A 22,403-nucleotide genomic window follows, 5' to 3' on the forward strand; every position below is an offset into this window, starting at 1 on the left:
GCTGCATGTTGTTTTTGTGACCAAGTACCGTCGCCCTTGCCTGCATGAAGAGCTGAGGGACTACCTGGAGGGGGCGTTTTCGGAGATCCTGGCGGCATGGCGTTGTGAACTGATCGAATTTGGTGGCGAGGCTGATCACGTTCACCTGCTGATAGCGATCCATCCGGCATTGAACCTTTCCACGCTGGTCAACAATCTCAAGACAGCCAGCGCCCGCCGCGCCTGCAATCGTTTTGCCGAGCACTTGGCGGCGTTTTATTGGAAACCGATGTTTTGGCACCGCGCCTATTACGTTGGCTCTGTCGGTGGGGTATCCCTGGAGACGGTTCGGGCCTATGTGGAATCACAAGGCACCAAACCCCTCAAAAGAAACCCCGCTTGACCCCCTCCTGGCTAACGCCTAGCAGGGGGAATGCGCGGGGAAATGTTCAAGGCCGCCTTCACCAGCAAGTCGCTGAAGACCACCAACAGCCGCAACAAGAAAGTGGTGAGATACATTCTATTTGCACTGGAAAAGCAGCGGTCCGGGCAGGATTTTGACTTTGAAAGTAGCGCCTACAATCTGGATCACATCCTGCCGGAAAGTCCTTCCGAGGCATGGAACCACATGAATGAAAGCCAGCAGGAGCGAAGCATCTACCGCTTGGGCAACATGACCCCCATGGAAACTGGCGCCAACCGCGATCTTGGCAATGTTGGCTATGATGTCAAACGGGAGGCGTACCGCAACAGCCAGTTTCAGATCACCCGTAGTGTCGCCGAACACTACGAGGACTGGGACGAGGGCAGAATTGAGGCCCGCCAGAAGAGATTGGCGGAATTGGCAGCGACCGTGTGGAAAGTCCATTGATGGCTTCCGTCTCCCAGCATGGAAGGATCCAGCACGGTCAAATCGAGTGAATCTCCTTCCAGCGGACCATCTCCGACTCGAACCCCATGTAGGAGGCATGAACCCGGCGGATGAAGGGGTCGTCTGCCGTCATTTCCAGCAGCATGTCCTGGGTCAGCCGGCGCAGACCGTCCAGCACCGTATCCGGGAAACGCCGCAACTGAACCCCGTGTTCACTCACCAGTCGATCCAGGGTCTGCTGATTGCGGGCCAGGAATTCATGGATCATCTGCTCGCCGGCCAGGCGGCAGGCCTGGGCCACGGCAATCTGAAGATGCTGGGGCAGGGCCTCGTAGGCGTCCCGATTGATCAGGGCCTCCACCTGGGAACCGGGGGCCTGCCAGCCCGGGTGGTAGTAATAGGGCGCCTGGCGATGCAGTCCCAGCGCCATGTCCTCGTAAGGCCCCATCCACTCGGCCGCCTCCAGCAGCCCCGACTGCATGGCCTCCGGCAGATCGTCACCGGGCAGCCGGATCACCTCGGCACCGGCGCGCCGCAGGACCTCGGCCCCCAGCCCCACGGCACGGATGCGCAGCCCCCGGAAGTCTTCGATGGTCCGGATCTCGCGCCGGAACCAGCCCCCCATCTGGGCACCGGTGTTGCCGCAGGGAAAGGGGATCACGTCAAAGGGACGGTACAGGTCCCGCCAGAGCTCCAGACCGCCACCCGCATGCAGCCAGGCCTGGGTCTCCAGGGCGCCCATGCCGAACGGCACCGCGGTGAAGAACTGCGCGGCACCGCTCAGGCCCTGCCAGTAATGGGCGGCACCGTGACCGATCTCGGCGGCACCGCGGGAGACCGCCCCGAAGATCTCGAAGGGCGACACCAGATCATCCGCCGCGAAGATCCGGACCTGAATGCGACCGTCGGACAGCTCGTGAAGGGTTCGCGCCAGTAGCTGCGCACCGCCCCCCAGGCCGGGAGACTCATGGGGCCAGGCCGTGATCATGCGCCAGTGGAAGCGACGGCCGGTGTCCGGCGCCGAAGTTTCACTCCCCTGGGGAATACCGCAACCGGTCAGGGCGCCGCCAGCCGCGAGGGCGGTAAGGGCGGCCTTGCCCAGGAAATCCCGTCGATGCATGGATGACCTCGGTTCTGTGTGCTCTCAGTCAGATGGGCTCAAGCTTGGCAAAGCCCACCACTAGCCACTTGCTGCCCTGGCCGGCAAATCTTACCTGGACCCGGGCCGACTTGCCCTGCCCTTCCAGGTCGGTGATCACCCCCTCTCCGAACTTGGGATGACGCACCCTGGCGCCCATGGCCAGCCCACCCTCCTGCGCCGGTGCTCGGAACGGGGATGGACGCGCCGGGGGCCGGGCCGGACTCTCGGGCATCGGACGCCGGATCATGGCCCGGGGCCGGACATCCTCCAGCAGTTCGGCCGGCAGCTCCCCAACAAAGCGGGAGGGGGCGTTATAGGTCTCCCGGCCGTGCAGCCGACGGGTCTCCGCGTAGCTCATCACCAACCGGCGACAGGCGCGGGTGATGCCCACGTAGGCCAGTCGCCGCTCCTCTTCCAGACGCCCGGGTTCGTCCAGGGACATGCGATGGGGAAACAGCCCCTCCTCCATGCCCACCAGGAACACCAGCGGAAACTCCAGCCCCTTGGCGGAATGCAGGGTCATGAGCTGGATGCAGTCCTCCCAGGGGTCCGCCTCCCCTTCCCCCGCCTCCAGGGCGGCATGGGAGAGAAAGGCGGTCAGGGGCGACATGTCTCCCTGGGCCTCGCCATCGGGCACGAAGCCCCTGGCGGCACTGACCAGTTCGTCCAGGTTGTCCAGCCGGGTCTGGGCCTTTTCACCCTTCTCCTGGGCATAGTGTTCCCTCAGACCGGAATGGGCCACCACATGTTCCACCTGTTCGTGGAGTTCGATGCCCTGACAGGCCTGCTGCATGGCATCGATCCGTTGCATGAAGCCGCGCAGGGCATTGCCGGCGCGGGCGGTCAGGGTCCCCTGCGACAACAGATGTTCAGCGGCTGCCCACAGGCTGCTGCCCTGTTCACGGGCCTGCTCCCGGATCAGGGCCAGGGTCCGCTCTCCCAACCCCCGGGCCGGCTGGTTGATGATCCGCTCCAGGGCGGTGTCATCCGCCCGGTTTTCCACCAGGCGCAGATACCCCAGGGCGTCCTTGATTTCCGCCCGTTCGAAAAAGCGCAGCCCGCCATAGACGCGGTAGGGCACGGCGGCCTGGATCAGGATTTCCTCGAACACCCGGGACTGGGCATTGGACCGGTAGAGAATGGCCACGTCGCGACAGGCGCCACCCGCCGCCCGCCAGGCACGGATCTGGTCCAGCACGAAGCGGGACTCGTCATATTCATTGTAAGCCGCATAAAGGGTGACCGGAGCGCCGGCGGCATCCTCGGTCCACAGCTCCTTGCCCAGACGCTCACCGTTGTTGCGGATCAGGGCATTGGCGGCCTGGAGAATGGTCCCGGTGGAGCGGTAATTCTGCTCCAGGCGCACGGTGCGGGCACCCGGAAAGTCACGGCAGAACTTCTGGATATGTTCGATGCGGGCACCGCGCCAGCCGTAGATGGACTGATCGTCGTCGCCGACGGCAAACACCGGCGTGCGCTCACCCGCCAGCAGTCGCAGCCAGGCATACTGGATCGCATTGGTATCCTGGAACTCGTCCACCAGGATATGGCGGAAGCGATGGCGATAGTGTTCCAGCAGGTCGGGGTTGTCCCGCAACAGCTCCAGGCTGCGCAGCAGCAATTCGGCGAAATCCACCACCCCGGCGCGACGGCAGGCGGCCTCGTAGGCGCTGTAGATGCGAATCATCTGCCGGTTCACCGGATCGCCGGTGTCCTGCATGTGTTCGGGCCGTACCCCTTCATCCTTGCGGCTGTTGATGTACCACTGCATCTGCCGGGGCACCCAGCGGGCCTCGTCCAGCTCCAGGGATTTGAGTACCCGCTTCACCAGGCGGAACTGATCCTCCGAATCGAGGATCTGAAAGGCTTGCGGTAGGCCGGCCTCGCGCCAGTGGGTACGCAGCAGGCGATGGGCCAGACCGTGGAAGGTCCCCACCCACAGTCCCCGGGGCGGGATGCCCAGCAGGCTCTCCAGCCGCCCGCGCATCTCACCGGCGGCCTTGTTGGTGAAGGTCACGGCGAGGATACTGTGGGGCGAGAGTCCCTCCACCTGGATCAGCCAGGCCACCCGATGGACCAGGACGCGGGTCTTGCCGCTGCCGGCACCGGCCAGCACCAGCAGAGGGCCGCAGGGACTGCCCACCGCTTCGCGCTGGGCTTCGTTGAGTGATTCAAGCAGGGGAGCAGCATCCATCCGGGGGAGTCTATCAAAACCCGTGGCCGGGTGAATCCGGGGGTGATTCCTCTTGGATAGAACGCCGGAAAGGTCTACATATATAGGGACCCCCGAAACCATAAACTCACGCTATTCACGCCACCAGCGGACGCGCCGATGACCAAAGCGACCCAAACCCGCGACATGCAGGCCCAATGGAACACCTCCCATCTGGATGCCGGGAATGCCGCCTACCTGGACCAGCTCTACGAGACCTACCTGGAAGACCCCCAGCAGGTGTCACAAGCCTGGCGAACCTATTTCGAGGATATGACCCGAGCCGGCCGGGAGCCCCAGGTCATCCACAGCCGGATCCGCGATGAATTCCGCCAGATGGCCGAGGCCGGCACCCAGCGCGGCCTGCCCATGGGCAGCCTGGAACATGAACGCAAGCAGGTCCGGGTACTTCAGTACATCAATGCCCATCGCTTCCTGGGCCACCTGCAGGCGGACCTGGACCCGCTGGGCCTGTATGAACCCGCCAGCGCCCTGCCGGAACTGACCCTGGAACATCACGAACTCTCGGAAGGCGATCTGGACACCGTCTTCAACACCGGATCCCTGTTCGGCCCGAAGGAGGCCTCCCTGCGGGAGATCACCCGCATCCTCAAGAGCACCTATTGCAAGACCCTGGGTGCTGAATACATGCACATCACCGAGACCACCGAAAAACGCTGGCTGCAGGAACGCCTGGAGCAGGTGCGCGGTGAACCCGGCTTCACCGCCGATCGCAAGCGCTACATCCTGGATCGTCTTACCGCCGCCGAAGGTCTGGAGCGCTATCTCCACAATCGCTACGTGGGCCAGAAACGCTTCTCCCTGGAAGGGGGCGAGAGCCTGATTCCCATGCTGGACGAGTTGATCCGGCGCGGTGGTGAGCAGGGGGTTCGGGAGATGGTCATGGGCATGGCCCACCGGGGCCGCCTGAACGTGCTGGTGAACATCCTGGGCAAATCCCCGGCGGAGCTGTTCCAGGAATTCGAGGGTACCGGCCGCCGCCACCCCGGCACCGGCGATGTGAAATACCACATGGGCTTCTCCTCCGACATCCAGACTCCCGGCGGTCCCATGCATCTGGCCCTGGCCTTCAACCCCTCCCACCTGGAAATCGTGGGACCGGTGGTGGAGGGCTCGGTGCGTGCCCGGCAGACCCGCCGTGACGACCGGGACGGAGACGAGGTGCTGCCGGTGGTGATCCACGGCGATGCCGCCTTTGCCGGTCAGGGCGTGGTGATGGAAACCCTGAACATGTCCCAGACCCGGGGCTTCTCCACCAAGGGCACGGTGCACATCGTCATCAACAACCAGATCGGTTTCACCACCAGCACCCTCAGGGATGCCCGCTCCACCCCCTATTGCACCGACGTGGCCAAGATGGTGAACGCCCCCATCCTGCACGTGAACGGCGACGACCCGGAGATGGTGCTGTTTGCCACCCGCATCGCCCTGGACTACCGGATGACCTTCAAGAAGGACGTGGTCATCGACCTGGTCTGCTACCGGCGGCATGGTCACAACGAGGCCGATGAGCCGTCCGCCACCCAGCCCGTCATGTACCAGCGCATCAAGTCCATGCCCACCACCCGCGCCCGCTACGCGGAGCGGCTGGAACAGCAGGGCATCCTCGACGGGGAAGAAGCCCGGGCCATGGAAGCCTCCTGCCGCACCCGCCTGGATGCCGGCACCAGCCTGATGCCCTTCATCATCGACAAGTCCGAGTCCTCCTACGACAAGGCGGTGGACTGGAAGCCCTTCCTCGACCGGGACTGGCGGGAGCCCACCGAGACCCGGGTCGGCCTGGATACCCTGCGCGGGTTGTGGCGGCGCATGGTGGACCTGCCCGAGGGCTTCGAGCTGCACCCCCGGGTAGCCAAGATCATGGACGACCGGCGCAAGATGGCCGCCGGCTCCCTGCCTCTGGACTGGGGCTTTGCCGAAGTCTCCGCCTACGCCAGTCTGGTCACCGAGGGCTACCCGGTGCGGCTGACGGGGCAGGACAGCGGCCGCGGCACCTTCTTCCATCGTCACGCCGTGCTCTTCAACCAGCGCGACGGCAACCGCTGGATACCGCTGCGCAACCTGGCCGAGAACCAGGAGGAATTCCTGGTCATCGACTCCCTGCTATCGGAAGAGGCCGTACTGGCCTTCGAGTTCGGCTACGCCACCGCGGCCCCCAACACCCTGACCCTGTGGGAGGCCCAGTTCGGCGATTTTGCCAACGGTGCCCAGGTGGTGATCGACCAGTTCATCAGCTCCGGCGAACAGAAATGGGCACGTCTGTGCGGCCTGGTGATGCTGCTGCCCCACGGCTATGAAGGCCAGGGTCCGGAACACTCCTCCGCCCGTCTGGAACGCTATCTGCAGCTGTGCGCCCAGCACAACATGCAGGTCTGCGTCCCCTCCACCCCGGCGCAGATCTTCCACCTGCTGCGGCGTCAGATGATCCGGCCCTACCGCAAGCCGCTGATCGTGATGACGCCCAAGAGCCTGCTGCGCCACAAACTGGCGGTAAGCACCCTGGAATCCCTCACCGAAGGATGCTTCGAGAACGTCATCGACGAGATCGACGAACTGGATCCCCAGGGCGTCACCCGAATCGTGCTCTGCGCCGGCAAGGTCTACTACGACCTGCTGGAGCGGCGCCGCGCCGAGGAGAAACACGGCATCGCCATCCTGCGCCTGGAGCAGCTCTATCCCTTCCCGGAAGAGGAACTGAGCCGGATCCTGGCACAATACCCCAATGCCACCGAGTTCTACTGGGTCCAGGAAGAGCCCCTCAACCAGGGCGCCTGGTACTCCAGCCAGCACCACATCCGCGCCCTGCTGGGCGAAGATCGCTACCTGCAGCATGTCACCCGGCCTGCCTCCGCCTCACCGGCAGTGGGCCACCTGGACGTTCACGTGAAGCAACAGGAAGCCCTGATCGAACGGGCCCTGCGCCAGAACTGACCTGGCCACCACCAGGGCAAGAGACACACAGGGGGCCAACGGGTGCGGACCGCGCCCATGCCCCGAGGCCGGAACCAATAAGGACACACACGCCATGAGTACTGAGGTCAAGATCCCGCAACTCCCCGAGTCCGTCTCGGATGCCACCATCGTCAGCTGGCACAAGCAACCCGGAGACGAGGTCAAGCGGGACGAGATACTGGTCGATATCGAAACCGACAAGGTGGTGCTGGAAGTTCCCGCCCCCGAGGACGGGGTGATGGGGGAGATCATTGAGCAGGAAGGCGCCATCGTCACCGCCGGACAGGTGATCGCCCACCTGGAAAAGGCCGGCAAGGGCGGCAAGGGTGGCGGCAAGAAAAAGGCCGCCAAGGATAATGGCGACAAGGACACCGCCAAGGCCGCGAAGCAGCCGGACACCGTCGGCGCGGGACGGGACGCCACCGATGCGGGTGATGATGACCCGGCCCTGAGTCCGGCGGTACGCCGCCTGGTCAACGAACACGGCCTGGACCCGGCCGAGATCGAAGGCACCGGCAAGGGCGGACGCCTGCTCAAGGAAGACGTGCTCAAGTACCTGGAGACCCTGGAGGCCGAAGCCGCCCAGGCACCCGCGCCGGCGGCTCCGCCCCCCACAACCAAGGCCGCCCCAGCCCCCGCCAGCGCCCCGCCGCCGGCCCCGTCCACCGGACCCAGCGGCGCCCGCCCCGAAAAACGCGTCCCCATGACCCGTCTGCGGGCGCGCATTGCGGAACGCCTGGTGGAAGCCCAGCAGAACGCCGCCATGCTCACCACCTTCAACGAGGTGAACATGAAGCCGGTGATGGACCTGCGGGCCCAGTACAAGGACCGCTTCGAGAAACGCCACGGCGTGCGCCTGGGCTTCATGTCCTTCTTCGTCAAGGCCGCCACCGAGGCCCTCAAGCGCTTCCCCGAAGTGAACGCCTCCATCGACGGTAAGGACATCGTCTACCACGGCTATTTCGACATCGGCATCGCCGTCTCCGCGCCCCGGGGGCTGGTGGTCCCCATCCTGCGGGATACGGACACCCTCACCATGTCGGATGTTGAACGCACCATCAACGACTTCGGCAAGAAAGCCGAAGCGGGCAGCCTGGGCATGGAAGACCTCACCGGCGGCACCTTCACCATCTCCAACGGCGGCGTCTTCGGCTCGCTGTTGTCCACCCCCATCATCAACCCGCCCCAGAGCGCCATCCTGGGCATGCACCGCATCCAGGAGCGGCCCATGGCCGAGAACGGCCAGGTGGTGATCCGGCCCATGATGTACCTGGCCCTGTCCTACGACCACCGCATCGTCGACGGCCGCGAGGCCGTGCAGTTCCTGGTGACCATCAAGGACATGCTGGAAGACCCGGCCCGACTGCTGCTGGAAGTGTAGGAATCACACCCTGAACCATGCCCGTGTCCGCCGGCCTCAGGCACGGCGCGGGCCACATGAACACAAGACAAGAAGATCAGGAGCCAGACCATGGCACAGCAGGACTATGACGTAGTAGTGATCGGCGCCGGCCCGGCAGGCTATGTGGCCGCCATCCGTTGCGCCCAGCTCGGACTCAAGACTGCCTGTATCGACCGCTGGCGGGATGACGCAGGCAAGGAGCGCCTGGGGGGCACCTGCCTGAACGTGGGCTGCATCCCCTCCAAGGCCCTGCTGGAATCCTCGGAGCTGTATGAACACACCCGCAAACACCTGGGCACCCACGGCGTGCATGTGGGCGATGTGGAACTGGATCTGGCCGGCATGATGTCCCGCAAGGACCGCCTCATCGGCAACCTCACCCAGGGCATCCAGGGCCTGTTCAAGGCCAACAAGGTCACCTGGCTCAAGGGCCAGGGCCAGCTTCAGGGGGAGCGCAAGGTCTGCTTCACTTCCCACGACGGCAAGGAAGAGATCCTGGAGCCGGAACACATCATCCTGGCGCCGGGCTCCCACTCGGTGGAACTCAAATGCGCCCCCTATGACGGCAAGTACATCGTCGATTCCACCGGCGCCCTCGCCTTCGACGAGGTGCCCAAGCGCCTGGGCGTGATCGGCGGCGGCGTCATCGGCCTGGAGCTGGGCAGCGTCTGGCGCCGCCTGGGGTCCGAAGTGGTGGTGCTGGAGGCCCAGGACCGCTTCCTCTCCTTCTGCGACGACCAGGTCTCCCAGGAGGCCCTGAAGATCTTCGGCAAGCAGGGACTGGACATCCGCCTCTCCGCCCGCGTCACCGACACCCAGGTGGACGAGGACAAGGGCACTGTCACCGTCATGTACGAGGACGAGCAGGGCCGTCACGAGGAGCGCTTCGACCGTCTGGTGGTCTGCGTCGGTCGCCGCCCCTCCACCGACGGCCTGGTAAGCGGCCCGGTGGAACTGCTCATCGACGAGCGCGGCGCCATCCATGTGGACGACCACTGCAAGACCACCCTGCCCAACGTCTATGCGGTGGGCGACGCGGTGCGCGGCCCCATGCTGGCCCACAAGGGTTCCGAGGAAGGGGTCATGGTGGCCGAGCGCATCGCCGGCATGGGCAGTACCCTCAACTACGAGACCATCCCCAGCGTGATCTACACCCTCCCGGAGATCGCCTGGGTGGGCAAGACCGAGCAGGAACTCAAGAACAAGGGCATCCCCTACTCCGTGGGCGTGTTCCCGTTTGCCGCCTCCGGTCGGGCCCGGGCCATGGAGGACACCACCGGCTTCGTCAAACTGCTGGCACACGCCGACACCGACCGTCTGCTGGGCGCCCATGTGATCAGCTCCCGCGCCTCCGAGCTGATCGCCGAGTGTGTCATCGCCCTGGAATTCGGGGCCTCCAGCGAGGATCTGGGCCGCACCGTCTTTGCCCACCCCACCCTCTCCGAGGCCGTGCACGAAGCCGCCCTGGCCACCCTGGGCCATCCGCTGCACATCCCGCCCGGCAAGAAGGGCTAACACCCGAACCTTCCCTCCCGACGGCCCCGCTCCCCCTCCGGGGGGCGGGGCCTTATCCTGCCTGCATGACCGCCACCTTCTCCCTGCTCACCCAGCTGCTGCCCCTGTACATCACCATCGTGCTGGGCTGGCTGGCCGGGCGCTATCTCAACGCCAGCGGCGGCCATATCGCCGGGATCATGCTCTACATCATCACCCCGTCGGTGATCTTTGGCGGGGTCATGCACGCCCCCCTGAGCCCCAGCGTCCTGCTGCTGCCGGTGATGGTCTTCGGCTTCTGCACCCTGATCGCCCTGAGCCACCTGTACCTGGCTCGGCACTGGCTGGGGGACAACACTGCCGCGCTCATTCCCCTGTCGGTGGGCACCGGTAACAGCGGCTATTTCGGCATTCCCGTGGCCCTCCTGCTGTTCGGCGCGGAAGGTGTGAGCCTGTACATCCTGTGCATGCTGGGCACCACCCTGTTCGAGCATTCCGTGGGTTTCTATCTGGCGGCGCGGGGGCGCTTCAGCATCCGTGACTGCCTGGTCAAGGTCTCCCGCCTGCCCTCCCTCTATGCCTTCCTGCTGGGCGCGGCCCTGAACCTGAGCGGCGTCGGCATCGCGGAGGTGCTGCAACCCCTGTTCGACAACCTCCGCGGGGCCTACAGCATCCTGGGCATGATGATCATCGGCATGAGCATCCTCAGCTTCCGGGGCCTGGCGGGCAATCCCCGCTTCACCCTCCTGGCCTTTGCCGGTAAATTCATCAGCTGGCCCCTGCTGGCCCTGGCCTTTGCCTGGGTGGACACCCACTGGCTGGGCATCTATGACCTAGCCGTTCATCAGGCCATCTTCCTGCTCTCCATCACCCCCATCGCCGCCAACACCGTGGTCATCGCCACCCTTCTGGACATCCACCCCCGGCAGGCCGCCGGCACCACCCTGCTCAGCACGATCTTCGCGCTGGGATTCATCCCGGTGATGGTGACGTGGCTGATGCCGGGGGGATAGAGACCGTTCTGTCGCCCCCACCACCCTGGTTTTCTGCTTAACTCATTAAGAGTCCAGACGTGGAGGTGGAGCCATGGCCAGCATGATGAAAGCCGCGGTGTTCGTGGAACCCGGCCGTATTGAAATCACGGACAAACCGATCCCCGCCGTGGGACCCAACGATGCCCTGATACGCATCACTACGACCACCATTTGCGGTACCGATGTGCACATCCTCAAGGGTGAGTATCCGGTGGCCCAGGGCCTGACGATAGGTCACGAACCGGTGGGGATCATCGAGAAGCTGGGGGCGAACGTGCAAGGATACGCGGAAGGGCAGCGCGTCATTGCGGGGGCCATCTGCCCCAGTTTCACCTCCTACGCCTGCCAGGACCATTGCTATGCCCAGGATGGTGGACACCATGCCCATGGCTACAAACCCATGGGTGGCTGGCGCTTCGGCAACACCATTGATGGCGCCCAGGCGGAGTACCTGCTGGTGCCCGATGCCCAGGGCAACCTGAGCCCGGTGCCGGATGGACTGACCGACGAGCAGGTGCTCATGTGCCCGGACATCATGTCCACCGGCTTTGCCGGGGCCGAGTCGGCGGATATCCGCATCGGTGATATCGTCGCCGTCTTTGCCCAGGGCCCCATCGGCCTGTGTGCCACTGCCGGTGCCCGCCTGCGCGGTGCCGGCATGATCATTGCCGTGGATGGTGTTGATGAGCGCCTGCAGATGTCACGGCAGATGGGGGCCGACGTGACACTGGATTTTCGCAAGGTGGATGTGGTGTCGGAAATCCTGAAACTGACCGGTGGTCGCGGCGTGGACGCCTCCATCGAGGCACTGGGCCTGCCGTCTACCTTTGAAGCGGCGCTGCGGGTACTCAAGCCGGGCGGCACCCTGTCCAGCCTGGGGGTCTACTCCAGCGACCTGACCATTCCCCTGGATGCCTTCTGTGCCGGCCTGGGTGACCACAAGATCGTGACCTCCCTCTGCCCGGGCGGCAAGGAACGCATGCGTCGACTGATGCAGATCATCGCCAACGGCCGCCTGGATCTGGGGCCGATGGTCACCCATCGCTACCACCTGGATCAGATCGTAGACGCCTACGACCTGTTCTCCCATCAGCGCGACGGGGTGCTCAAGGTGGCCATCAGCACCCATTGACCCGGGGAAGGCGCGTGTCATGCAACGCCTACTTCGTCAGCACCTCGCTGCGGAACTTGAGCAACGCCACGCGCCACCAGTCCAGGGTGTCGTCCAGGTTGCGCCCGGTGACGCCGAAATCCAGGTTCACGTTCATCTCCAGCACGGGATCTCCCTCGTCATCCAGATAGGCCTTGCCGAAACGGGCAACCCTGTTCCACTGGTTCATGTCTTCCAGCGTGTACTGGCCATTGGTCTGCCAGGCACTGGTGAACTGAATGTTCTTGCAATTGAGATTCTGCGAACACCCATAGAACATGATGGTGTAGCCCGTGCCGTCGATGCGCCCGCGGATCATGGGGTCACCCACACTGTCGGTGGTCAGGGTCGCTGAACCATATCCCTGGGCAAGCTGCCGGATCTTTTCCGGATCCTTCGCATCCACGATCTCGGCCGCCGACAGGGTACCGGTCGCGGCCAGCAAGACCGCACTCATCAACAATGGTTTCAGCATGGGCGTTTCCTTCAAAGGGCCATCATGGACTTACCGGGAGCGGCATCCCACGGACAAGGCCGTTCAAATAAGATGATATACCGTCTCGCACCAAAACAATGAGCCATTCACCGACTGATCCGGCCCTGTCATCGCACGGCGTCTTTGGGTTTCAACCACTCACCGGCTTATCCATCCCGGTCATCACTCGGGGCCCCGGGTTTGATAATCCGAACCGAACCAACCCAAGCAACCACTCCAACGCCACGCCTGATCAACGCCGTACGGGGCTCTCGGCCAATTACACCGACGGCATACTCATCGGCGCAGATACTCCCGTACCTGCCCCAGCAGCCAGTCGGTAACCTGACCCTCCCGATAATGTCGGGATTTGAGGGCCACGTATTCATCCATCCGTACGGCGGCGACATGTCTCAGGATCATCAGTCGCCCCGTCTCCAGGTCGTCGGCGGCCAGGGGCTGGGGCAACCAGGTCCAGCCGATGCCTTCCGCCGCCATGTCGCGCATCAGTTCAAAATGGCTCACACCGACCTGCCTGGCGGCCTGCCCGTCCGTCACCCGCAGTCCCTGGGCGGTGAAGTGCGCCTGCCCGATGAAGGGATAGTCCTTCAGATCCTGTTCCGAGACCTGCTGCAGCAGGGTCAGGGGATGGCCGGCGGCGGCCACCATCATCACCTGCACCGGACTGAGCACCACGGTCTCCGACGCCGACGGCTTGGAGGATACCCGCCGCAGGCCGATCCCCAGGTCCACTTCGCCGCTGGCGATCATGGCGTCCAGCTCTGCCATGGTGGACAACCCAAAGCACAAATCCAGATTCGGGAAGCGTCGCGACAGGCGGATGACGATCTCCCGCCAGAAGGCCTCGGGCAAGGCGTCATCCCGGGCGATGCGCAGTATCCGCTCCTCGCCCTGGAAATGACGACGGCAACGCTGCTCCAGGGACTGGGCCAGAGAGACGATGCGCTGACAGTCATCCAGCAGGTCTGCGCCGACAGGGGTCGGCTTTACCTGATTGCCGCTGCGTTCGAACAGCCTCACCCCAAGGTGGTCTTCCAGTGCAGAAATCCCCATGCTCACCGCCCCCCGGCTTTTGCCCAGGGCACGGGCAGCGGCGGCAATGGAACCGTGGCGGCAAACGAGAACGAACTCATGGATCTGGGCCAGGGTCATGGGCGGTCCACGGGCAGAAGAACGGACACTTATGCGTCAGATTTTACGACGCTCAGCGATTATGCCAGATCCCCAGTCACCGAATAGCATCTCCGGTCACACACCCTTTGGAGATCGACCATGAGATTGGCATGGATGTTCCTGATGCTGGCCATCGTGACCGAGGTATCCGGTGTCAGCACCATGAACTTTCTGAGTTCGGGAGTCGGCATCACCGGCTACCTGATCATGTACGTATGTATCATTTTTTCCTACATTTTCCTGGGCTTTGCGGTGAAAAAGATCCCTGTGGGAGTGGCCTTCGCGATGTGGGAGGGGTTGGGCATCACCCTCATCACGGCCCTGTCCCTGCTGGTGTTCGGCAGCACCCTGTCCACTCAGGAGCTGATCGGACTGGGCCTGGCCGTGGTGGGGATCATCATGATCAATGCCGGTGAAAAGCATCCTGAAGCGTCAGCCTGACTGACCAAAAACCGACTGACACAAACCAAGAGAGAGACATCCTTCCATGTCGGCCACACACCTGCTGCCCTTCACCCTGGTGGCCCTTGCCGCGGCCCTGGACGTGGCGGCCAACCTGCTGCTGACCCTGTCCAATGGCTTTCGCAAAAAACTCTGGGGCATACTGGCCATCCTGCTCGTGCTGGGAGCGTTCACGCTTCTGGCCCAGGCAATCCGCTACATGGACCTGGCCATCGCCTATGCCACCTGGGGAGCCCTGGGCATCCTGGGCACCGCCCTGGGAGGACTCTGGTGCTTCGGACAGCGGCTCAATGCCGTCGGCTGGGCGGGCATCCTGCTGGTGGTGGTAGCCATCGTGGTCATCAAGACGGGCTGATTGCGGCCCCGGCACTGGCATCCAGCGGCCGTTGGCTTCAGAATTCCGCCCCAGCCCAAGCAACCTGACGACGCCCATGCCCGATATTGTGGTGATGTTCTTCCTGCTCGGCCTGGTGGCCGGTCTGGTGAAGTCCGACCTGACCATTCCCAAGGCCGCCTACGACACCCTCAGCCTGCTGCTGATGCTCACCATCGGTCTGAAGGGGGGTATGGCACTTCATGGCAATGTCAGTGTGTCGGTGATTCAGGATCTGCTGGCGGTGGCGGTGCTGGGGGCGTTGATTCCGCTGATACTCATGCCGCTGCTGATGCGGGTGATCCGGCTGTCAGTGGCCGACAGTGCCAGCATGGCCGCCCATTACGGCTCGGTGAGCGCGGGGACCTTTGCGGTGGCCCTGGCCTTCGCGGAAGGGTTGCAACTGACCATCAGCCCCGAAGTGACCCTGTATCTGGTGATGATGGAACTGCCGGCCATCGTGGTGGCCATCATCCTCTACCGCCGCTACTGCGGTGCCCAGACGGCCGCCAGCATGCGGGGATTGTGGCATGAAACCCTGACCAACCGGGGGGTGATCCTGCTGGTGGGCGGGGTGATCATCGGGCTGCTCTACGGCCCTCAGGAAGGCGCCGCGGTGACGGATCTGCTCACCAACGCCTTCAAGGTCGTACTGGCCCTGTTCCTGCTGGAGATGGGGCTGACGGCCGCCGAAACCCTGCGCCCCATCCCCTGGCAGCACTGGCGTCTGCTGTGCTTTGCCGTGATCGCCCCGTTCCTGCTGGGCGCCATCGGAATGGTCACGGGCCTGCTGCTGGATCTGCCCGCCGGTTCCGTGCTGATTCTCACCGCACTGACCGCCAGCGCCTCCTACATCGCGGCGCCGGCAGCCATTCGCGCCGCCATTCCCGATGCCAACATCGGTCTGGCCATGCTCGCCGCCCTGGGCCTCACCTTCCCGGTGAACGTGATCGTGGGGATTCCCCTATACCACCAGATCCTGCAGTGGCTGGGGGTGTGATGCACCCCCCGAAGGGACGTGTCAAGACCATGATCAGCCGGTCGTGACACCACCATCGGAGTGCAGCGGCCTGACCCGGAGCTGGATGCCGTCGCGGGAAAAGGCCAACACCCGGTCCCCGGCCTTCACGTCATCAGGCCCCTGGGCGGCATAGGTGGTATCCCCCACCCTCACCCGGCCCCGACCCGCCACGAAGTCCGTGGCGGCGATGTATTCCCGGTTGAGCAGGGCATCCATTTCCCGATTCATCACCGGGGCGTCACCCTGGGCCGCCCTGCCCCGCCGCTGCAACCAGAACCCCAGGCCGCAGGCACCGAGCATGGTTACGGAAAAACCCATGAGATGCCAGGCAAAGGCCAGATCCGGCAACAGGGCCACGAACATGGCGGAGATCAGGGCGCCCAGCCCGATCCAGAGCAGGAACACCCCGGGGATCAGGATCTCCAGCCCCATCAGGATCATCCCCGCGATCAGCCAGAACCAGGGATTGGTCAGCAGCGTCTGCAACATCGCCTGCCCTGCCCTATTTAACGGATGAGCCGGAGGTCAGGGCCTTGTTGTCCGCCCCCATCTGCTGCACCAGTTCGGTCACGCCGGCCACGGCACCGGTGATCCCCGAGGCCTCCAGGGGCATCAGGACCAGCTTGGAATTATCGGCCTTGCCGATCTGCTGCAGGGCCTCCACGTACTTGATGCCCAGGAAGTACTGCACCGCCTGAATGTTCCCGGAGGCGATGGCTTCGGACACCACGCGGGTTGCCTCGGCCTCGGCCTTGGCCTCACGCTCGCGGGCCTCGGCCTCCAGGAAGGCCGCCTGACGCTCCCCTTCGGCGCGCAGGATGGCGGCCTGCTTTTCGCCTTCCGCCTGCAAAATCTCCGCCTCCCGCTTGCCGGTGGCCTCCAGGACCTGGGCCCGACGCTTGCGCTCGGCGGTCATCTGCATGTTCATCGCCTTCTGCAACTCCGGCTCCATTTTCAGGTCGCGGATCTCGATGCGGACGATCTTGACGCCCCAGGGATTGGTGGCATCGTCGACGATGCCCATGAGAACATCGTTGATCTTGCTGCGATTGGACAGGGTATCGTCCAGATCCATGGAGCCGATCACCGAGCGCAGGTTGGTGGTGGTGAGATTGACGATGGCCTCTTCCAGGTTGCGCACCTGGTAGGCGGCGGAGGCGGCATCATCAATGCGGAAAAAGACCACGCCGTCGGCCACCACGGCGGCATTGTCCTTGGTGATCACGGTCTGCGCCGGCACGTCCAGCACCTGTTCCATCACCGTCAGCTTGCGACCGATGCTGTCGATGAACGGCACGATGATGTTGAGGCCCGATTCCAGGGTGCGGGTGTAGCGCCCGAACCGCTCCACGGTCCATTTTTCACCCTGCGGCACCGCCTTGACCGCCTTGGCAATGAAGATGATGGTGACCACCACGATGGTGGTGGCAAAGATTCCAAAGGCTTCCATGGTCATCCCCCAGGTTGTATATGCCGGATACGGGTCAGTATCGCGGATCAAGGCTCAAAACACACCCATGCTCACGGGGAGGCCATCGGCTCGGCATGACCCTTCATCGTCCCCTCCAGCCCGGACAGGACCAGGGCACCGGTGGCGTCGATATCAAACCCGGTGACCGCGGCCAGGATGCGGAAGAAGGTCTGCTCCTGATGCATCAGTGCCTCGTGGCAGGCCATCAGGGTGGAAGCGGGGTGCTGGAAGGTCAGATTCTCGCCGGTGAGCGTGAAACCTCCGTGGTAACGGTTGCAGGAGGCAGTACCGGCCACCCGGCCGTCCTGGGCAAAAAACTGCAGGGTGATGCGGGATTGATCCACGATGCCCTGACCGTCCAGGTCTTCAATGACCCACTCCCGGTCCGTGAGCAGGGACAGCGGCTCGCCTCCGCAGCCGTTCAGGGTCTCGTCGTCCCGCTGCAGGATCACGGTGTAGGGGTGAGGCATGCCGCTCATGCTGTCGCGACAGATATCGGGGGCGACAGCGACCACCAGACGATGCCCGGCATCGGCGGCCCGGAAACGGGTCCGGGGTCCGTCCTGTCCCGTGTGCAGCAGGGGCAGGGTCAGGGTTTGCGCACCATAGCCGGTGACCAGGGTGATCCGATCCTGCTCGATATCCACGTGCCAGCCCGGCTCCTGACCATAAGCGCGGAAGGGCAGGGAAGGGGGCTGGATGATCCGGCAGGGCGGTAGCTCCCGCCCCGCCACACTGATCAGGGCCTCGCCGCCCTTTTCATGAATCCAGGTGTCGGGGTCCTCCACGCCTTCAAGGCGAACCCCGGATGCCGCCGGCACCGGCACCAGATCGTGGGCGGTGCCCGACACGATGAGGCGTGGCGATGCGTCCAGCACGACCTGTTCGGGACCGCAGGTGAAATGGGTGCCAAAGCGCGCCGCGGTGAACGGAATCAGACGCAGCGGTCCGGTATCCAGCGTGTTCCCGGTCAGGGACAGCATCAGCGGTTCCGTCACTCGCAACCACTGCCCCTCCAGTTCCACAGCGCCCCGCAGTTCGTGGATGGCCGTCCCGCCCAGGGCGACGGAAGGCAGCTCAAGACGGAAGGGAATGGGGACCTGCCGGCCCTCCAGGTCAAGGCGCTGCTCGATCAGAACCTGCTCGCCGGTTGCGTCAAAGGCACGCACCTCGATGACAGCCACGGCCTGAGGCGGCAGGGCAATGCGCTCCGGATAGGTCAGTTCACCTTGAATGGTAACGATGCCGTCACCATCCGGGGCGACCGTCCGGGCATCACGACAGCCGGGCAGGCTCACGAGCACGGCCAACAGCAAGATCACCAGGGACACGGGAAGACGCATGGCATGGACTCCTGAGCAGGTGCGATTGGACCAGCGTAACCGTTACCCACTCAGGAGTACACAGCCTACCTATTCCTGTCTGTCAGTCCTTCTTCGTTACCGGCCCTCGCCGGGTGGTGCCACGGGCCCTTGCCGCGGCGGACTGGGTGGCGGTGGTGCGCTTGGCCTTGGCGGCAGCCACACCGGTCTTGGCGGCCGTGGCACGGGACCTGCGGGGCGGGACCGCCTTTCTTGCAGGGGCACTCACCACATCGACCGTCGTACCGCTGGTGCCGCGCGAAGCCGACGCACTGGGCGGCGGCGGCTCATCCTTGCCCTTGGTTTCCGCCTCGGCCGGCTGTTGGGGCGAAGGGGCCGGCGTCGCCGCCGGGGCCTGGCTCCCGGGCGCGGATTTCACTTCAGGCATGGGCTCGGACTTGGCGGCCGGTTCAGGCTGGGCGGCCAGCTTGGGTGCGGGAGCGGTCTTGACCTCAGGTTTGGCGGCGACGGAAGCGGAGACAGCCGGGGTCGGCTCCGGAGCGGTCGGCTTGGGTTTCTGTGCTGCTGCCTTCTGTGCCGCCGCCTTCTGCGCTGCCCTGGCCTCAGCTTCCGCCCTGGCTTTGGCTTCCGCCTTCGCCTTGGCTTCCATCTTGGCCTTGGCTTTGGCTTCCGCCCTGGCCTTGGCCTCCGCCTTGGCTTTGGCCTTGGCCTTGATCTGGGCCTTGGTGGCGGCGATGGCCTCGTCAACCTGCGCCCTGACACGATCGGCCTGGTACTCGGATTCGGTGGGAATCACCGCGTAAGGCAACTCCACGTGGCGGCAGACCGAGCCCAGAAACATATTGGAATCATGCAGCGCCGTCAGGCCCTTGCCGGCGGCCTCCATGCGCAGGGCACAGGTCATCGCCTGATCGGACTTTCGGCAGATCACGAAATCGAAGTATTCATGGGCGATACGCTGGCGGGAAGCCTGCTTCAGGGGCTGATCGGGGTTCGGCTTCAGTTCCAGTACATTAGCCGCCATGACCTTGGGGAAGACGTAGTGATCGGCGCCCAGGCCGTCTTCCAGGGCCTTGAACAGGGCCTTTTCCTCGGGCTTGAGCATGGACTCAGACTTGCCGTAGCAATCCGGCCGTGGGGCGGGCAGGGAAACGCGCGCGTTGTATTGCTGATAGAACAGCAACGCGGCAATCAGAAACAAGACAATCAGGGAAAACTCCACCATCGCTGATACCCCCCCATCGGATTGGACGATCTGTTCCGGGATACGGACGGCAGGTTACTCAATGACGCAGTGATACCGCCTTCCCGGTACAACTGTTCGACTGGATGTCAATGCCTGATGGCCTGATTGTGGAGCGGTGTGCCGCCCTATTACAAGGGCATGAATGGGGTTTTTGGTCATGAAACCCGCAACATTTGACCTGGTTTCGGGATTGCATGACCCGACCCGGCCGGAACGGCGGGCCGGATCGGGCCTGCGGACGGGCAACGGGCCGTCAGAGCGTGGGGTAGTCGATGTAGCCTTCGGGGCCGGGGGTGTAGAAGGTGTCCCGGTTCGCCTCGGCCAGGGGGGCGTTGCGGCGGAAACGCTCCACCAGATCCGGGTTGGCGATGAAGGGGGTGCCGTAAACGGCGGCATCCGCCTTGCCCGACCTGACCAGCGCCTCGCCCGTCTCCCGGGTCAGGCCACCGCCGGCCAGGTAGGCATCACCCTTGAATTTGGGCCGCAACAGGCCGTGGTAGTCCACTTCGGTACCGAACAGGGCCACGTGTAGATAGGCCAGGCGGTAATAGTCCAGCTGTTCCACCAGATAGGCGTAGGTTTCCTGGGGATTGTCGTCGCGGATGTCGTTGAAGCCCATCTCCGGCGCCAGCTTGATGCCGATGTAATCACCGCTGCGCACGGAGGTCATGGCCTCCAGGATCTCCAGAATGAAGCGGGCACGGTTTTCCACGCTGCCGCCGTACTGGTCGGTACGCTGATTGGTGCCGGAGCAGAGGAACTGCTCGGGCAGGTAGCCGGAGGCGGCGTGCAGTTCGACACCATCGAAGCCGGCCTCGAAGGCCAGTGAGGTGGCAACGCGAAAGTCCTCGATGACATCCTGGATCTCGCTGACTTCCAGGGCGCGGGGGGTGACATGGGGCTTCATGCCGTCCTGGGTGAAGGACTGACCCTCCGGGCGCACCGCGGAAGCGGAGACGGGGGTGGCACCACCGGGCAGGAAAGATGGATCGGAGATGCGGCCCGCGTGCATGACCTGCAGCACCATGCTGCCGCCGGCGGCATGGACCGCGTCCGTCACCCGGGCCCAGGCATCCACGTGCTCTTCGGTGAACATGCCCGGGGTACGCAGGTAGCCCTTGCCCATGGGGCAGGGGTAGGTGCCCTCGCTGATGATCAGGCCGGCGGAGGCCCGCTGGGCATAGTAGGTCGCCGCATGCTCGCCGGGCACGCCCTGATCGTCCGCCCGGGAGCGGGTCATGGGCGCCATGACGATACGGTTCTTGAGGTCCAGGGCACCGGCATAGAGGTTGGAAAACAGATCGATCTCTTTCTTGGGCATGGGACGTCTTCTCTCCTGGGTTCTGGATGCAATGACAGACTGTTTTGGTGGGATGGAGTGTACCAAGGGCAAGGGGAGAAGGGAGCGATCAGCCCATCCCTGACGCCGGCGATGCGCAAAGCGCCCGCAGGCCTTCCAGCAACCGGTCCACATGGGCAGGGGTATGGGCCGCGCTCAGGGTCACCCGCAGACGGGCCGTGCCTACCGGCACCGTGGGTGGGCGGATGGCGGGCACCAGCAGGCCCCGGGCCAGCAGGCCTTCGCTCAGGGCCATGGCGGCGGCCGCGTCGCCCACCAGCAAGGGCTGGATGGGGGTGTCGCTGTCCATCAGCGTCAGTCCCAGTTCCGTTGCGCCGGCCCGGAATTGCCGCACCAGCATCCGCAGATGCTCGCGGCGCTCCGGCTCCGTGCGCACCACTTGCAGGGCAGCCAGCGTGGCCGTCGCCACGGCGGCGGGCATGGCAGTGGTGTAAACATAGGTTCGGGCGGCCTGGATCAGGGTCTCGATCAGGTCTTCCCCACCGGCCACGAAGGCCCCGGCGGTGCCCAGCCCCTTGCCCAGGGTGCCCATGAGGATGGGGACCCTGGCCTGATCCAGTCCCTGGTGTTCCAGTGTGCCGGCCCCGGTGGCACCCAGCACGCCCAGGCCGTGGGCATCATCCACCATGAACCAGGCCCCGGCCCGGGCGCACAGGTCGGCCAGGGCGGGCAGGGGAGCGACATCGCCGTCCATGGAAAACACGCCGTCGGTGCTCACCAGGGTTTCCCGCTCCGGGTCCCGGTCCAGCAGACGGGCCAGGTCGTCCGGGTCGGCGTGGCGATAGCGCTGCAACCGGGCCTCGCTGATGCGGGCGGCATCGATCAGGGAGGCGTGATTGAGACGGTCCTGCAACACCCGGTCACCCCGATGGAGCAGGGCCTGGGCCACCCCCAGGTTGGCCATGTAGCCGGTGGAGAAGAGCAGGGCGCGTTCACGGCCGGTGAAGGCGGCCAGCGCCTCTTCCAGCTGGTGGTGGGCACGGGTATGGCCATTGACCAGATGGGCGGCCCCGGCCCCCACGCCGTAGCGGTCGGCACCGGCCTTGAAGGCGGCAATCACCGCCGGGTGGCTGGCCAGGCCCAGGTAGTCGTTGCTGCAGAAGGCCAGTACCGGCCGACCGTCGATGATCTGCTCCGGCTGCTGGGGGCCGTCCAGCAGCCGCCGCTGCCGGTAACGATGCTCGGCCCGGCGTTGCTGGAGCAGGGGGGCAAGGTCTTTCATG

20 protein-coding genes are annotated in these 22,403 nt (G+C 64.6%); 10 read left to right on the forward strand and 10 right to left on the reverse strand.

Features of this window, described 5'->3' with window-relative positions:
• Both tnpA and ECTPHS_RS07180 read left to right on the forward strand, forming a co-directional pair.
• Positions 1-382, forward strand: a 382-nt coding sequence (tnpA, locus tag ECTPHS_RS07175; RefSeq protein WP_040405423.1) for an IS200/IS605 family transposase, incomplete at its 5' end; no start/stop codon positions are given.
• Positions 383-424: 42 nt separating this feature from the next.
• Complete coding sequence (locus ECTPHS_RS07180; protein ID WP_008932049.1) at positions 425-850, forward strand: HNH endonuclease family protein; 426 nt, start codon at positions 425-427, stop codon at positions 848-850.
• A gap of 37 nt (positions 851-887) precedes the next feature.
• On the opposite strand, the gene ECTPHS_RS07185 is transcribed toward ECTPHS_RS07180, so the two are convergent.
• On the reverse strand, positions 888-1,970 hold the full coding sequence (locus ECTPHS_RS07185; RefSeq protein WP_008932050.1) for a TRAP transporter substrate-binding protein: 1,083 nt from the start codon (positions 1,968-1,970) through the stop codon (positions 888-890).
• A gap of 28 nt (positions 1,971-1,998) precedes the next feature.
• Positions 1,999-4,185, reverse strand: coding sequence for a DNA helicase II (gene uvrD, locus ECTPHS_RS07190; protein WP_008932051.1), 2,187 nt, complete (start codon positions 4,183-4,185; stop codon positions 1,999-2,001).
• A 138-nt stretch (positions 4,186-4,323) separates the two neighbouring features.
• Between uvrD and ECTPHS_RS07195 the strand changes: the two genes are divergently transcribed.
• The 5 genes from ECTPHS_RS07195 (at position 4,324) to ECTPHS_RS07215 (ending at position 12,238) form a co-directional block, all read left to right on the forward strand.
• Entirely contained in the window at positions 4,324-7,155 is a 2,832-nt protein-coding gene (locus ECTPHS_RS07195) for a 2-oxoglutarate dehydrogenase E1 component (protein WP_008932052.1), read from the forward strand.
• Positions 7,156-7,249: 94 nt separating this feature from the next.
• A complete protein-coding gene (gene odhB / locus ECTPHS_RS07200; protein WP_008932053.1) occupies positions 7,250-8,557 on the forward strand; it encodes a 2-oxoglutarate dehydrogenase complex dihydrolipoyllysine-residue succinyltransferase in 1,308 nt (435 codons plus the stop codon).
• 90 nt (positions 8,558-8,647) lie between these two features.
• Positions 8,648-10,093, forward strand: coding sequence for a dihydrolipoyl dehydrogenase (gene lpdA / locus ECTPHS_RS07205; RefSeq protein ID WP_008932054.1), 1,446 nt, complete (start codon positions 8,648-8,650; stop codon positions 10,091-10,093).
• A gap of 65 nt (positions 10,094-10,158) precedes the next feature.
• Positions 10,159-11,085: an AEC family transporter gene (locus ECTPHS_RS07210; protein WP_008932055.1), complete on the forward strand. Its 927-nt coding sequence runs from the start codon at positions 10,159-10,161 to the stop codon at positions 11,083-11,085.
• Between the two features lie 73 nt (positions 11,086-11,158).
• On the forward strand, positions 11,159-12,238 hold the full coding sequence (locus ECTPHS_RS07215; RefSeq protein ID WP_008932056.1) for an NAD(P)-dependent alcohol dehydrogenase: 1,080 nt from the start codon (positions 11,159-11,161) through the stop codon (positions 12,236-12,238).
• 28 nt (positions 12,239-12,266) lie between these two features.
• On the opposite strand, the gene ECTPHS_RS07220 is transcribed toward ECTPHS_RS07215, so the two are convergent.
• Entirely contained in the window at positions 12,267-12,731 is a 465-nt protein-coding gene (locus ECTPHS_RS07220; protein WP_008932057.1) for a YbjN domain-containing protein, read from the reverse strand.
• 297 nt (positions 12,732-13,028) lie between these two features.
• On the reverse strand, positions 13,029-13,904 hold the full coding sequence (locus ECTPHS_RS07225) for a LysR family transcriptional regulator (protein ID WP_008932058.1): 876 nt from the start codon (positions 13,902-13,904) through the stop codon (positions 13,029-13,031).
• 120 nt (positions 13,905-14,024) lie between these two features.
• On the opposite strand from ECTPHS_RS07225, the gene ECTPHS_RS07230 reads away from it, so the two are divergent.
• The 3 genes from ECTPHS_RS07230 to ECTPHS_RS07240 all read left to right on the forward strand — a co-directional run bounded on the left by ECTPHS_RS07230 (position 14,025) and on the right by ECTPHS_RS07240 (position 15,760).
• Complete coding sequence (locus tag ECTPHS_RS07230; protein WP_040405425.1) at positions 14,025-14,366, forward strand: SMR family transporter; 342 nt, start codon at positions 14,025-14,027, stop codon at positions 14,364-14,366.
• 46 nt (positions 14,367-14,412) lie between these two features.
• Positions 14,413-14,742 carry an SMR family transporter gene (locus ECTPHS_RS07235; protein ID WP_008932060.1) on the forward strand — a complete coding sequence of 110 codons (330 nt, stop codon included), beginning with the start codon at positions 14,413-14,415 and terminating at the stop codon, positions 14,740-14,742.
• Between the two features lie 76 nt (positions 14,743-14,818).
• Positions 14,819-15,760: a sodium-dependent bicarbonate transport family permease gene (locus tag ECTPHS_RS07240; protein WP_008932061.1), complete on the forward strand. Its 942-nt coding sequence runs from the start codon at positions 14,819-14,821 to the stop codon at positions 15,758-15,760.
• Positions 15,761-15,793: 33 nt separating this feature from the next.
• Here the strand turns inward: ECTPHS_RS07240 and ECTPHS_RS07245 are convergent, their stop codons facing one another.
• The 6 genes from ECTPHS_RS07245 to bioF all read right to left on the reverse strand — a co-directional run bounded on the left by ECTPHS_RS07245 (position 15,794) and on the right by bioF (position 22,402).
• A complete protein-coding gene (locus ECTPHS_RS07245; protein WP_008932062.1) occupies positions 15,794-16,270 on the reverse strand; it encodes an NfeD family protein in 477 nt (158 codons plus the stop codon).
• A 13-nt stretch (positions 16,271-16,283) separates the two neighbouring features.
• A complete protein-coding gene (locus ECTPHS_RS07250) occupies positions 16,284-17,231 on the reverse strand; it encodes an SPFH domain-containing protein (RefSeq protein WP_040405439.1) in 948 nt (315 codons plus the stop codon).
• Positions 17,232-17,302: 71 nt separating this feature from the next.
• Positions 17,303-18,595: an META domain-containing protein gene (locus ECTPHS_RS13965; protein ID WP_008932064.1), complete on the reverse strand. Its 1,293-nt coding sequence runs from the start codon at positions 18,593-18,595 to the stop codon at positions 17,303-17,305.
• An 82-nt stretch (positions 18,596-18,677) separates the two neighbouring features.
• Entirely contained in the window at positions 18,678-19,775 is a 1,098-nt protein-coding gene (locus tag ECTPHS_RS14945; protein WP_210386901.1) for a DUF2726 domain-containing protein, read from the reverse strand.
• Positions 19,776-20,073: 298 nt separating this feature from the next.
• Positions 20,074-21,141: an alkene reductase gene (locus tag ECTPHS_RS07265; RefSeq protein WP_008932066.1), complete on the reverse strand. Its 1,068-nt coding sequence runs from the start codon at positions 21,139-21,141 to the stop codon at positions 20,074-20,076.
• An 88-nt stretch (positions 21,142-21,229) separates the two neighbouring features.
• Entirely contained in the window at positions 21,230-22,402 is a 1,173-nt protein-coding gene (bioF, locus tag ECTPHS_RS07270; RefSeq protein WP_008932067.1) for an 8-amino-7-oxononanoate synthase, read from the reverse strand.
• Position 22,403 lies beyond the last annotated feature (1 nt).

This window comes from Ectothiorhodospira sp. PHS-1 (assembly GCF_000225005.1).
Classification (GTDB): Bacteria; Pseudomonadota; Gammaproteobacteria; order Ectothiorhodospirales; family Ectothiorhodospiraceae; genus Ectothiorhodospira.

What these genes read in the sequence shown, in the direction of transcription:
- ECTPHS_RS13965 (WP_008932064.1), bottom strand. Translation starts at nt 18,595, where the DNA reads ATGCGTCTTCCCGTGTCCCTGGTGATCTTGCTGTTGGCCGTGCTCGTG.
- ECTPHS_RS07195 (WP_008932052.1), top strand. Translation starts at nt 4,324, where the DNA reads ATGACCAAAGCGACCCAAACCCGCGACATGCAGGCCCAATGGAACACC.
- ECTPHS_RS07185 (WP_008932050.1), bottom strand. Translation starts at nt 1,970, where the DNA reads ATGCATCGACGGGATTTCCTGGGCAAGGCCGCCCTTACCGCCCTCGCG.
- ECTPHS_RS07215 (WP_008932056.1), top strand. Translation starts at nt 11,159, where the DNA reads ATGGCCAGCATGATGAAAGCCGCGGTGTTCGTGGAACCCGGCCGTATT.
- bioF (WP_008932067.1), bottom strand. Translation starts at nt 22,402, where the DNA reads ATGAAAGACCTTGCCCCCCTGCTCCAGCAACGCCGGGCCGAGCATCGT.
- ECTPHS_RS07250 (WP_040405439.1), bottom strand. Translation starts at nt 17,231, where the DNA reads ATGGAAGCCTTTGGAATCTTTGCCACCACCATCGTGGTGGTCACCATC.
- ECTPHS_RS07210 (WP_008932055.1), top strand. Translation starts at nt 10,159, where the DNA reads ATGACCGCCACCTTCTCCCTGCTCACCCAGCTGCTGCCCCTGTACATC.
- ECTPHS_RS07235 (WP_008932060.1), top strand. Translation starts at nt 14,413, where the DNA reads ATGTCGGCCACACACCTGCTGCCCTTCACCCTGGTGGCCCTTGCCGCG.
- ECTPHS_RS07265 (WP_008932066.1), bottom strand. Translation starts at nt 21,141, where the DNA reads ATGCCCAAGAAAGAGATCGATCTGTTTTCCAACCTCTATGCCGGTGCC.
- ECTPHS_RS07240 (WP_008932061.1), top strand. Translation starts at nt 14,819, where the DNA reads ATGCCCGATATTGTGGTGATGTTCTTCCTGCTCGGCCTGGTGGCCGGT.
- lpdA (WP_008932054.1), top strand. Translation starts at nt 8,648, where the DNA reads ATGGCACAGCAGGACTATGACGTAGTAGTGATCGGCGCCGGCCCGGCA.
- ECTPHS_RS07220 (WP_008932057.1), bottom strand. Translation starts at nt 12,731, where the DNA reads ATGCTGAAACCATTGTTGATGAGTGCGGTCTTGCTGGCCGCGACCGGT.
- odhB (WP_008932053.1), top strand. Translation starts at nt 7,250, where the DNA reads ATGAGTACTGAGGTCAAGATCCCGCAACTCCCCGAGTCCGTCTCGGAT.
- ECTPHS_RS07245 (WP_008932062.1), bottom strand. Translation starts at nt 16,270, where the DNA reads ATGTTGCAGACGCTGCTGACCAATCCCTGGTTCTGGCTGATCGCGGGG.
- ECTPHS_RS07180 (WP_008932049.1), top strand. Translation starts at nt 425, where the DNA reads ATGTTCAAGGCCGCCTTCACCAGCAAGTCGCTGAAGACCACCAACAGC.
- uvrD (WP_008932051.1), bottom strand. Translation starts at nt 4,185, where the DNA reads ATGGATGCTGCTCCCCTGCTTGAATCACTCAACGAAGCCCAGCGCGAA.
- ECTPHS_RS07225 (WP_008932058.1), bottom strand. Translation starts at nt 13,904, where the DNA reads ATGACCCTGGCCCAGATCCATGAGTTCGTTCTCGTTTGCCGCCACGGT.
- ECTPHS_RS07230 (WP_040405425.1), top strand. Translation starts at nt 14,025, where the DNA reads ATGAGATTGGCATGGATGTTCCTGATGCTGGCCATCGTGACCGAGGTA.